The sequence below is a fragment of the Kitasatospora sp. NPDC048365 genome (genome assembly GCF_043200835.1).
In the GTDB taxonomy this organism is placed as follows: domain Bacteria; phylum Actinomycetota; class Actinomycetes; order Streptomycetales; family Streptomycetaceae; genus Kitasatospora; species Kitasatospora terrestris.
In genome coordinates this window covers 1-11,068 of record NZ_JBICYJ010000091.1, presented here as the reverse complement: position 1 = coordinate 11,068, position 11,068 = coordinate 1, and the positions used below count along the sequence as shown (strand labels likewise).

Below are 11,068 nucleotides of genomic sequence, written 5' to 3'. Positions count from 1 at the left end.
TGGTACGACGTCACCATCACGTCCAACGTCACCACCGACTTCGTCCGCCGCCTCGCCGGACACGTCGAGACCGGCGCCGCCGGCCTCTCCGACCCGGGCCTCATCACCTACTGACCCGCCACCGCTGCCCCGGACCGCCGACCCCGGCCGTCCGGGGCAGCGGCATGCCGTCCGGCGACCGGGCGGGAGTGCGACACGGTACTCGTACCTTCCCCGCCGTCACGACCTTCGAACGTACCTGCTCGGACGGCCGACGAGTCTGGGAGAATCAGCGCCTCAGCGAGACGAGGAGGAGCCGGTGGGCGACGAGGTGCGGTCGCGGATCCCGCAGCTGCGGTTGGACGAGCTGCTGGCGGAGCTGCAGGCCCGGATCGACGCCGCCAGAGGTACGCGGGACCGGGTGCACAGCCTGCTGGAGGCGGTGCTGTCGGTCGGCCGCGAGCTCGACCTGCCCCAGGTGCTGCGCCGGATCGTGGAGGCGGCCGCCGTCCTGGTGGACGCCCGCTACGCCGCACTCGGCGTGATCTCCCCGGACGGCGAGACCCTGTCGCAGTTCCTGACGGTCGGTGTCTCCGAGGAGGAGATCTCCCGGATCGGCCCCTACCCGACCGGGCGCGGCCTGCTCGGCGAGCTGATCCGCCGTCCGGAACCGCTGCGGCTGCTCGACCTGTCGGAGCACCCGGCCTCGTACGGCTGCCCGGCGCACCACCCGGTGATGCGGACCTTCCTGGGCGTCCCGGTGCGGGTGCGTGACGAGGTGTTCGGCAACCTGTACCTGACCGACAAGCGCGGCGGCGGGGAGTTCGAGGCCGACGACGAGTCGGTGATCTCGACGCTGGCGGTGGCCGCCGGTGTGGCGATCGACAACGCCCGGCTGTACGAGGAGGCGCAGCGCCGCCAGCGCTGGCTGAGCGCCAGTGCGGAGATCACCCGGGCGCTGCTGTCCGGCGGCTCGCGCGGCGACGTGCTGGACCTGATCGCCCAGCGGGCCCGGGAGATCACCGGCGCGGAGCTGGCGGACGTCTCGGTGCCGGTGGCCGGGACGGACACCGTCCGGGTGGAGTTCGCCTCCGGCGGGGACGCGGCGGCGCGGCTGGGCCTGGTCGTCCCGCTGGAGGGCTCGCTCTCCGGCCGGGCCTTCACCGCCGGACAGCCCGAGACCAGCGCCGACCTGGCGGACGACCCCGGCCTGCACGCCGGGCCACGCCGCTTCGAGGGCCTCGGACCGGCGGTCGCGGTGCCGCTGGGCCGGGCCGAGGGCGGCATCGGAGGCGTCCTGCTGCTGGCCCGGCGGCAGGGCGGGACCGCCTTCACCGAGCAGGAGATCGGCCCGCTGCTGGGCTTCGCCGACCAGGCCGCGCTCGCCCTGGAACTCGGCGAACGCCGCCGGGACGCCGAGCAGCTGGCGATGCTGGAGGACCGCGACCGGATCGCCCGCGACCTGCACGACCTGGCCATCCAGCGGCTGTTCGCCACCGGGATGACCCTGCAGAGCGCCGCCCGCCTGATCGAGCACCCCGGGGCGGCCGACCGGGTGCTGCGGGCGGTCGGTGACCTGGACGAGACCATCAAGATCATCCGATCGACCATCTTCGGCCTGCGGGTACGCGACGCCGCCTCCGCCCAGGGGCTGCGGGCCCAGGTGGTCCGGGCGGCCGAGGTCGCCCAGGCCTCGCTCGGCTTCGCTCCCCGACTGAGCATGGAGGGCCTGCTGGACACCGACGTGCCGGTCGACATCGCCGACCAGGTGGTGGCGGTGCTCGGCGAGGCGCTCAGCAACTCCGCCCGGCACGCCGGGGCCGCCCGGGTCGAGGTGGTGGTGCGGGCGACCGGGACGCAGGTCGTGCTGACCGTCCGGGACGACGGCGTCGGCATCCCCGCGCAGGGCCGGCGCAGCGGTCTGCGCAACCTGGCGGAGCGGGCCGAGAAGCTGGGCGGCACCTTCGAGGCGGCCTCCCCGCCGGAGGGTGGGACCAGGCTGGAGTGGGCGGTGCCGCTCGGCGGCTGAGACGCGGCTCGGGTGGTGCGGCTCGGCCTCCCGGCCGGGGCGGATCGGCCGACGTGCGGTGCGCTCAGCCGCCGAGCGGAGGCGGGCCCGCGCCGAGCAGGCGCCCGGTGACCAGCTCCGGGCGGATCCGGATCGCCGCCGCCGGGCCGGCGGCGGTCTCCGCGTGGCCGAGGACGGTGACGCTCCAGCCGCTGCCGTCCTCGCCGCTCACCTCGCCCGCCTCGAAGGCCACCAGCGCGCCGACCACCGCGCGGGCCAGCTCCGCGGCCGGGGCGGGCAGCAGCACGCCGCCGTCCCCCGCGATCCGGAACCGGACCGGCAGCACGGCGGGCAGCGCGCCCACCGTGTACACCACCCGGCCGACCGCCGCGGCGGACAGGAACCGGTAGCACTCGTTCTCGTCCAGCGACCGCGGGCCGGACAGGGTGTTCTCCGCTGTCATACCGTCGATGGTGATACGCGGGCGGCCTGGCGGAGAGGGCCGATCGGCACCGTCCGACCCGCCGGGCGGCCCGGGACTCCCGGGCCGGGGTCCTGTCGGGCGGCTCACGGCACGAGCCGGACCGGAGCGCGCTCCGGCGCGGCCAGCACCTCGGTGGCGATCACGGCGGCCTGCACCCGGCGTTCCACGCCGAGCTTGGCCAGCAGCCGGGAGACGTGGTTCTTGACGGTCTTCTCCGCCAGGTAGAGCCGCTCGCCGATCTGGCGGTTGGTCAGCCCCTCGCCGACCAGGGCGAGCACCTCCCGCTCGCGCTCGGTGAGCTCGGGCAGGGCGGCGGCGGGCGCGGCCGCGTCGCCGCGCAGCCGGGCCATCAGCCGGGTGGTGGCGCCGGGGTCGAGCATCGACTGGCCGGAGGCCACGGTACGGACGGCGGAGATCAGGTCGGTGCCGGTGATCTGCTTGAGCACGTACCCGGCGGCGCCCGCCATGATGGCGTCCAGCAGGGCGTCCTCGTCGTCGAACGAGGTCAGGATCAGGCACGCCAACCCGGGCATCTGCGACCGCAGTTCACGGCAGACGGTGACGCCGTCGCCGTCCGGCAGGCGCATGTCGAGGATCGCCACGTCCGGGCGCAGCGCCGGGATCCGGGCCAGGGCCTGCGCGACGCTGCCGGCCTCGCCGACCACGGTGAGCCCGGGCTCGTCGTTCAGCAGGTCGTGCACGCCCCGGCGGACCACCTCGTGGTCGTCGAGCAGGAACACCCGGACCGGGGTGTCCGCCTGGGCCGCTGCGCTCTGTGACATCAAATGCTCCGGGTGGAAGGACCCGGCGCCGGGCGGCAGCAGGTCGTCGGCATGTACCGAGCAGGAGTCTGCCGCAACGGTCCCGGTCCCGGTAGGGCCGTCCGGCCCTACCGGGACGAACGGGCCGTCAGCCGACGGTGGCGGCAGGCCGGTCGAGCGGGGCGGGCGGGGCTGGCGGCCCGAGCAGCTCGGCGGCGGCCCGCCGCGGGGTCGGGAAGCCGGCCGGTCCGTACCCGACCCGCAGCAGCATCTGCGGCACGCAGCGGTCCCGGCACAGCCCCGACATCCGGGCCCGCAGGTCGGGCCACTCGAGCGCCTGGTGCAGCATCGAGGCGCGGACGCCGTGCAGGGTGAGCAGCAGCAGGGCGTGCTGGAGCGCGAGACCGGCGTGCAGCCAGGCGGCCGGCCCGTCGTGCCGGGTGGTGAGCAGCAGCAGTTGCGGATCGGCCTCGAAGGCGCAGCGGTCGCGGGCCGGTCCGTCCGGCGGAACGGCGAAGCCGCGCAGCGGCAGGCGCCCGGTGCTGTCCAGCGGGCCGACGGCGTACCGGGGCAGGCCCCAGTCGGCGCCCGGGCCGGTCAGGCAGGCCAGCGTCTCGGCGCGGCGGGCCGGATCCTGGGTCAGGCGCTGCTCGGCGCGGGCGGTCAGCTCCAGCAGCCGGGTGCGGGCGAACGGTCCCGGGCGGCGCAGCTCGGCGCCGTCCAGGCGGACCGCGTCGCGCAGCTCCGAGAGGACCGGCTCGGGCACCGGCTCGGGTTCGAACGGCAGTCGGCTGGAGCGGCGGCGCCAGAGCGCCCGATGCAGGTCGGGTCGGCGCAGCAGGCCCGAGCGCGGCCGGCCCGCCAGCCGGACCGAGGCGAGCAGGCCCGGCCGGGACGGCTCGGGCAGCAGCCGGACCACCGGCTCCCGGCCCAGCCGGACGGCGGCGGCCATCAGGTTGCACAGCGCGGCGCCGACCGACAGGTGGACCGCGCGGGCGTCCGGGTCGCTCCGGGGCAGCAGGCGGCCGGGCGCGGCGTGCACGTGGATCGTGCGGTCGGGCGCGGAGGCCCGGAAGTACCACGGCTGGACGTTGTGGAGGGACGGTGCGGCGGCGGCCGCGGAGACGAGGGCGAGGGTCAGGTCCTCGTCGAGGGTGGTGCACGGCATGGTGCTGGGTCACTCCGTGGGCCGCCGGCAGCGCGGCGGCGGTCGAGGGTTCGGAGGTCGGGCGGTGCGGCGGGCCTGCCGGCGCAGGGCCGGGCCGGTCACGGCGGGCGGGATGCGGCGGGAGGGCAGGTGGGCCGCGGTTGCTGGTGACGTGGGCCGGTGGGCGCGAGGGGCACCGGGTGGTCGGGCCGGGCGGCCGTGGCGCGCGGGTCAGGGGCGGTCGGGCCCGGCCGGGTGGCTGTCGTGGCCGTCCGGCCGGTGGGCGGCCCGGCCGCTCCAGTCCGCCTCCAGGCGGGCCCAGGAGAGCTGCCAGGCGCGGTCCGCCCGGTGGTCGAGGGTCCGCAGCCGCACCGAGAGTCCCGCCACGACCAGGGCCGCCAGCGCCACGGCGACCAGCAGCCCGAGCACGGTCGCCCCGGTGGCGCGGCCGACGCCCGCGCCCACCAGCGCGGCGACCACCGCCCCGAGCGCGGCCAGCAGCACCGTCCGGCTGCGGGCCCGGTCCAGCGGCCGGCTGAGCTCGTCGATCTCCTCGTCGAGGGCCCGGTGCAGATGGAGCCGGGCCCGCACGGGCGACCAGCTGCGTTCCGGACGGGGTTCTCGACGGCGGGGACGGGCCATGGACGGGGGCTCCTTCGTCGGGGTCGGCGGTGCCCGCCACTCTTTCGCGCCCGCCCGTCCGCTCCCAGGGACCGACGGGGTACCCGGCCCGGGCCGGCCGGCGGCCCCGGTAGGGACCTTCGGCCCTCGGCACCGCCCGCTCGCGGCGTCAGGCTGGCCATGACCGCTCATCACTCCCGTGCGACATGGGGCACGGGCGAGGGGCCGGCTGCCGCGTGGGGGCGGTGGCCGGGGACGCGGGGAACCGGGGACGGGTGAGGCTCTCCCCGGTTCCCCGGCGTTCCGCCTGCTCCCTGCTCCCCGCTTCCGCCTCCCCCCTGCCCCCTGCTTCCTCGACGCTGCCGGTGCACTGTGCCCCGACGGTCAGTCGTGCGGGACGACCAGGACGGGCGCGTGCGCGTGGTGCAGGACGGCGTGCCCGACCGGTCCGAGGCGCGGGCCGAGCGGGAGGTGCCGCAGGCGGCGTCCGACGACGACCACGCCGGCGTCCGAGGACTGGTCGACCAGCGCCTGGGCGCCGGTGGCGAGCCGGCTGCACTCGACCACGGCGACCTCCGGGAACTTCTCGCGCCAGCCGGCCAGCGCGTCCGACAGCAGCTCCCCCTCGATCAGGCGGAACTCCTCGGTCTCCACCTGGGGCGCGACCCAGCCCGCGTAGCCCCACACCGGCGGCGGCGTCCACCCGTGCACCGCGCGCAGCACGGCACCGCGCCGGGCGGCCTCCCGGAACGCGTACTCGACCACCTCGGCGGACGGCGCGTGGGTGTCGACGCCGAGGACGACCGGCGCCCCGTCCGGGTCCGGCCGGCGCCCGGCCTCGTGGGCCCGGACCAGGGCGGTCGGGATCGGGCAGCGGGCCGTGACACCGAGCCCCACCGAGCCGACCACCAGCCCCTCGAACCCGCCGACCCCGCGCGAGCCGAGCACCAGCAGCTCCGCCTCCGGATCGGCGGCGGCGTCGACCAGGACGTCGACCACCGGCCCGCCGCCCAGCAGGTCGGCACGGACCTCCAGGCCGGGGTGGGTGGTGCGCAGCGCGTCCTGGGTGCGGGCGAGCATCCGGGTGGTCAGCGTGCGGACGTCGACCGGCATCGAGGCCCCGGCGTGCGCGTCGTCGAGCCAGGTCTCGACGTGGACCAGCCGCAGCGCCAGCCGGCGCCGGACGGCCTGGTCGGCGGCCCAGCCCGCGGCCGTGGTGCTCTCGACCGAACCGTCGAGTCCGGCCAGTACGTACGCGGTCACGGTGAACGTCCTTCCGTTGCGGGGGAGATGGCACCCGGGCCGTCCCGGGCACCACCAGCCTCCGCCCCGCGGGGCGGCGCCGGGGAGGGCCGGGCGGGTCCCCGGGACCGGGTCGCAGGTCCCGCTCCGCGGGCGTGAGCCGTGCCCCAACGACCCTGGGGCCGCAGGCGTCCGCGGCCCGACGATGGGAGCCGCCCGCAGGACACCGAAGCCCGAGGAGGGCCCTGCCATGTCCGTCACCGCCGACCCGGCCGCGCACCCGCTGAGCGAGTCCGAGCTCCGCTCGCTGGACGCCCACTGGCGGGCCGCCAACTACCTGGCGGCAGGCCAGATCCACCTGCTCGCCAACCCGCTGCTGCGCGAACCGCTCCGGCCCGAGCACATCAAGCCCCGGCTGCTCGGACACTGGGGCACCTCGCCCGGCCTCAACCTGGTGCACACCCACCTCGACCGGGTGGTCCGGTGCCGCGACCTGGACACGATCTGCGTCTGGGGGCCCGGCCACGGCGGACCGGCCGTGCTCGCCAACTCCTGGCTGGACGGCAGCTACACCGACACCTACCCCACCGTCACCCGGGACGCCGAGGGCATGGCCCGGCTCTTCCGGCAGTTCTCCTTCCCCGGCGGGGTGCCCAGCCACGTCGCCCCCGAGACCCCGGGCTCCCTCCACGAGGGCGGGGAACTCGGCTACGCCCTCTCCCACGCGTACGGCGCCGCCCTGGACAACCCCGGCCTGCTGGTCGCCTGCGTGATCGGCGACGGCGAGGCCGAGACCGGGCCGCTCGCCGCCTCCTGGCACGGCAACAAGTTCCTCGACCCGGTGCACGACGGCGCCGTCCTGCCGATCCTGCACCTCAACGGCTGGAAGATCGCCAACCCGGCCGTGCTCGCCCGGCTGCCCGAGGCCGAACTCGACGCCCTGCTGCGCGGCTTCGGCCACCAGCCGCTGTACGTCGCCGGCGACGACCCGGCCGCCGTCCACCGGGCCCTGGCCGCCGCCCTGGACACGGCCCTGGACCGGATCGCCGCCATCCAGCACGCCGCCCGCGCCGAGGGCAGCACCCGCCGCCCGCACTGGCCGCTGATCGTGCTGCGCACCCCCAAGGGCTGGACCGGCCCGGCCGAGGTCGGCGGGCTTCCCGTCGAGGGCACCTGGCGCTCCCACCAGATCCCGCTCGACCGGGTCCGCGAGGACCCCGAACAGCTGGCCGCCCTGGAGACCTGGCTGCGCTCCTACCGTCCCGAGGAGCTCTTCGACGAGGACGGCCGGCCCACCGACCTCGTCCTCGGCTGCGTCCCCGCGGGCGACCGCCGGCTCGGCGCCAACCCGCACGCCAACGGCGGCCTGCTGCTGCGCGACCTGCCCCTGCCGCCGTACCGCCGGCACACCGTCGCCGTCGACAAGCCCGGCGCCACGCTCCACGAACCCACCCGGGTGCTCGGCGCACTGCTCGCCGACGTCATGGCCGCCACCGCCGACCGCCGCGACTTCCGCCTGGTCGGCCCGGACGAGACCGCGTCCAACCGGCTCCAGGACGTCTACACGGCCACCGGCAAGGCCTGGCAGGCCGCCACCCTGCCGGTCGACGAGCACCTCGCCGCCGACGGCCGGGTGATGGAGATCCTCTCCGAACACACCTGCCAGGGCTGGCTGGAGGGCTACCTGCTGACCGGCCGGCACGGCCTGTTCTCCTGCTACGAGGCCTTCGTCCACATCGTCGACTCGATGGTCAACCAGCACATCAAGTGGCTGCGCACCAGCCGCGCCCTGCCCTGGCGGGCACCGATCGCCTCGCTCAACTACCTGCTCACCTCGCACGTCTGGCGCCAGGACCACAACGGCTTCTCGCACCAGGACCCCGGCTTCGTCGACCACGTGCTCAACAAGAGTCCCGAGGCCGTCCGGGTCTACCTGCCGCCGGACACCAACACCCTGCTCGCCGTCGCCGACCACGTGCTGCGCAGCCGCGACCTGGTCAACGTGGTGGTGGCCGGCAAGCAGCCCTGCTTCGACTGGCTGGACGCCGAACAGGCCCGGCTGCACTGCGCCCGCGGCGCCGGGATCTGGGACTGGGCGGGCACCGAGCACGGCCGGCGCGAACCCGACGCGGTGCTCGCCTGCGCCGGGGACGTGCCGACCCAGGAGGTCCTCGCCGCGGCCGACCTGATCCGCCGCCACCTGCCCGGGCTGGCGCTGCGGGTGGTCAACGTGGTCGACCTGGCCCGGCTGATGCCCGCCGAGGAGCACCCGCACGGCATGCCCGACGCCGAGTTCGACGCCCTGTTCACCCGCGACCGGCCGGTGGTGTTCGCGTACCACGGCTACCCGTGGCTGATCCACCGGCTCGCCTACCGCCGGGCCGTCCACCCGCAGCTGCACGTGCGCGGCTACAAGGAGTCCGGCTCCACCACCACGCCGTTCGACATGGTGGTCCGCAACGACCTCGACCGGTACCGGCTGGTCATGGACGTCATCGACCGGGTGCCCGGCCTCGCCGCCCGCGCCGCCGACGTCCGGCAGGACATGGCCGACCGGCGGGCCCGGCACCACGACTGGATCCGCGCCCACGGCACCGACCTGCCCGAGGTCGCCGACTGGCAGTGGACCGGGTGACACCGGCCCCGTCCGGACCGCCCGACCGGCGTGGTGCCGCCGGTCGGGCGGTGGGGGCTCGGTAGCGTCGGTGAGTGCTGTCGTCGCGCCGTCTGACCGGCTCCGGGGTGCTGTTGGTGGTCGTGGTCGCCGTGGCGGCGCTGCTGGCGGCCGGGGTGGCGGTGGTCGGCCTGGTGCTGCACGACCACCACGAGGAGGCGGCCCGCCGGCTGGAGACCCGCTGGCAGCCCGCCGCCGCGGAGCTCGCCGCCGAGCGGGTGGCGGTCGGCGACCTGCGGGCGGCCTGCCTGGCGGGTACCGGTGCCGGTGCCGGTGCGGGTGGCGGCGGGAGCGCGGGTGGGGGTGCGGACGCCGAGGTGCTGCGGCAGGACGCGTCCGGGCGGCTGGCGGAGCACCTGGCGGCGCTCGACCGGCTCACGGCCGGCACGACGGCGCGGCTGGACTCGGCCCTCGCGGGGCTGCGGACGAGCACCGACCGGTGGACGGCGGACTCCGCGCCGGGGCGGGCACCGGAGGTGGTGCGGGTGTGCGCGCTGCCCGGGCCGACGGCCGGCGGGCCGGCCGCGGCGGGCACGTACGCGGACGTCGACGCCCGGACCGGCGAGGTGGCGGTGGCGCTGGAGGAGGTGCGCCGCCGCGAGGTGGAGGGCACCGCGTGGCACATGACCGCGGTGCTGCTGTACATCCTGGGCCTGTCCGCCGCGCTGCTGGTCACCGCCATCGGCGCGGCGTGGCTGCTGCAGCGCCGCTACCTCGCCCCGGCGGCCGCGCTCGCCGAGGACCTGCGCCGCACCGCGGTGGGGGACCCGGCCGTCCCGGCGCGCTCCCGCACGGCCGGCGGCTGGATCGGGCGGCTGCGGCGGGAGGCGGAGGGCGTCAGCGAGCGGCTCGCCCTGTCGCAGCGGCAGGCCCGCCGCGACCAGGAGGCGCTCGTCCAGGTCGGACCGGCCGTCCAGGGCCTGCGGGAGATCCTCACCGGCCGCTCGGACCCGGGCCCCGACCTGGTCGTCGACGCGGACGTGCGGGCCGCCGAGGGGCTGATCGCCGGCGACTACCTCGGCGTGCTGCCGCTGCCCGACGGCGCCACCGCGGTCTTCCTCGGCGACGTCTCCGGCCACGGCGTGGACGCCGGGCTGCTGGCCGTCCGCCTCAAGACGGTCGTCACCGTCGGCCTGCGGCTCGGACGCGACCTGGACACCACGCTGCGCGCGGTCTGGCAGGCCCTGGCCGCCGAGGACGAACGCTTCACCACGCTGGCCGTCGCCGTCGTCGACCCCGGGCGCTCCACCCTCAGCTGGGTCAACGCCGGGCACGAGGAGCCGTTCCTGCGCCGCGCCGACGGCCGGGTCGAGCGCCTGGAGGCCACCGGCCCGATCGTCCACCCGTTCCTCGAACCCGCACCCGGCACCTGGCAGGTGCGCACCACCGGCTTCCTCCCGGGGGACCTGCTGCTGCTCTCCACCGACGGCCTCACCGAGGGCCGCGGGGCGGACGGCGAGGAGTTCGGCGACCGCCGGGTCACCGAGGTCCTCGCCGCCGCCGACGCCCCCACCCCGCAGGCGGCCGTCCGCGCCCTCTACGAGGCCTCCGAACGCTTCGGCCTGGACTGGTCCCGCGACGACGTCAGCCTGCTCGCCGCCGCCCACCGCCCCGGGCCCCGGCTCCCGGTGGCCTGAGCAGGCTACTGAACTTGATCGGGTGAAGTCGGAGCTGTTCACCTGACGGCGGCCGGTCCGCGCCGGTAGCCGTAGAGCGTGAGATACGCACAGGGCGGCGGACTGACCGACGCCGGGAGGGCCGCGAGGGAGCGGATTCGGCTGCAGGCCGTGGATCGCTTCGAGGCCGGGCAGGGGAACAGGAAGATCGCTGCCGCGTTGCGGGTCAGCGAGCGGTCCGTGGAGCGGTGGCGCCGGCAGTGGCGCGAGCGCGGCGAAGCGGGGGTCCTGTCGAAGGGATCGCCAGGTCGACCGAAACTCAGCGAAGCGCAGATCGCCAGGCTGGAACGGGAGTTGGAGCGCGGGCCGCTGGCTCACGGCTGGGTCGACCAGCGGTGGACGCTGGCGCGGATCAAGACGCTAATCGGCCGGCTGTTCCACGTGGGCTACACGGTGGAGGGCACCTGGAGACTGCTGAAGCGGCACGGCTGGTCCTGGCAGCAGCCGGCCCGGCGGGCGATCGAGCGTGACGACCG

The 11,068-nt window shown here is 76.5% G+C and carries 9 protein-coding genes; 4 read left to right on the top strand and 5 right to left on the bottom strand.

Annotation, left to right across the window (positions count from 1 at the left end; translation table 11 throughout):
* Nucleotides 1-298: 298 nt before the first annotated feature.
* Nucleotides 299-2,008 (top strand): GAF domain-containing protein, encoded by a 1,710-nt coding sequence (locus tag ACGFX4_RS40895; RefSeq protein WP_393086236.1) that lies wholly within the window; start codon nucleotides 299-301, stop codon nucleotides 2,006-2,008.
* Nucleotides 2,009-2,072: 64 nt separating this feature from the next.
* Here the strand turns inward: ACGFX4_RS40895 and ACGFX4_RS40890 are convergent, their stop codons facing one another.
* From ACGFX4_RS40890 to ACGFX4_RS40870, 5 genes are all read right to left on the bottom strand, one after another.
* Nucleotides 2,073-2,450: a pyridoxamine 5'-phosphate oxidase family protein gene (locus ACGFX4_RS40890; protein WP_393086234.1), complete on the bottom strand. Its 378-nt coding sequence runs from the start codon at nucleotides 2,448-2,450 to the stop codon at nucleotides 2,073-2,075.
* 104 nt (nucleotides 2,451-2,554) lie between these two features.
* Nucleotides 2,555-3,253, bottom strand: coding sequence for a response regulator transcription factor (locus ACGFX4_RS40885; protein WP_345701303.1), 699 nt, complete (start codon nucleotides 3,251-3,253; stop codon nucleotides 2,555-2,557).
* A gap of 127 nt (nucleotides 3,254-3,380) precedes the next feature.
* Nucleotides 3,381-4,400, bottom strand: a complete 1,020-nt coding sequence (locus ACGFX4_RS40880) for an Acg family FMN-binding oxidoreductase (protein ID WP_393086231.1) — start codon at nucleotides 4,398-4,400, stop codon at nucleotides 3,381-3,383.
* Nucleotides 4,401-4,610: 210 nt separating this feature from the next.
* Entirely contained in the window at nucleotides 4,611-5,021 is a 411-nt protein-coding gene (locus ACGFX4_RS40875; RefSeq protein WP_393086229.1) for a hypothetical protein, read from the bottom strand.
* Nucleotides 5,022-5,384: 363 nt separating this feature from the next.
* Nucleotides 5,385-6,263 (bottom strand): universal stress protein, encoded by an 879-nt coding sequence (locus tag ACGFX4_RS40870; RefSeq protein ID WP_393086227.1) that lies wholly within the window; start codon nucleotides 6,261-6,263, stop codon nucleotides 5,385-5,387.
* A gap of 229 nt (nucleotides 6,264-6,492) precedes the next feature.
* On the opposite strand from ACGFX4_RS40870, the gene ACGFX4_RS40865 reads away from it, so the two are divergent.
* The 3 genes from ACGFX4_RS40865 to ACGFX4_RS40855 form a co-directional block, all read left to right on the top strand.
* The gene (locus tag ACGFX4_RS40865; RefSeq protein ID WP_393086225.1) at nucleotides 6,493-8,877 is read left to right on the top strand and encodes a phosphoketolase; all 2,385 of its coding nucleotides are present in this window, start codon (nucleotides 6,493-6,495) and stop codon (nucleotides 8,875-8,877) included.
* A 74-nt stretch (nucleotides 8,878-8,951) separates the two neighbouring features.
* Nucleotides 8,952-10,553, top strand: a complete 1,602-nt coding sequence (locus ACGFX4_RS40860; protein WP_393086223.1) for a PP2C family protein-serine/threonine phosphatase — start codon at nucleotides 8,952-8,954, stop codon at nucleotides 10,551-10,553.
* Nucleotides 10,554-10,631: 78 nt separating this feature from the next.
* On the top strand, nucleotides 10,632-11,068 hold a 437-nt coding region (locus ACGFX4_RS40855; protein WP_393086221.1), incomplete at its 3' end, for a winged helix-turn-helix domain-containing protein.

Excerpts from the sequence above, each read along its gene's own strand:
- ACGFX4_RS40890 (WP_393086234.1), bottom strand. The coding sequence starts at position 2,450 with ATGACAGCGGAGAACACCCTGTCCGGCCCGCGGTCGCTGGACGAGAAC.
- ACGFX4_RS40885 (WP_345701303.1), bottom strand. The coding sequence starts at position 3,253 with ATGTCACAGAGCGCAGCGGCCCAGGCGGACACCCCGGTCCGGGTGTTC.
- ACGFX4_RS40880 (WP_393086231.1), bottom strand. The coding sequence starts at position 4,400 with ATGCCGTGCACCACCCTCGACGAGGACCTGACCCTCGCCCTCGTCTCC.
- ACGFX4_RS40875 (WP_393086229.1), bottom strand. The coding sequence starts at position 5,021 with ATGGCCCGTCCCCGCCGTCGAGAACCCCGTCCGGAACGCAGCTGGTCG.
- ACGFX4_RS40865 (WP_393086225.1), top strand. The coding sequence starts at position 6,493 with ATGTCCGTCACCGCCGACCCGGCCGCGCACCCGCTGAGCGAGTCCGAG.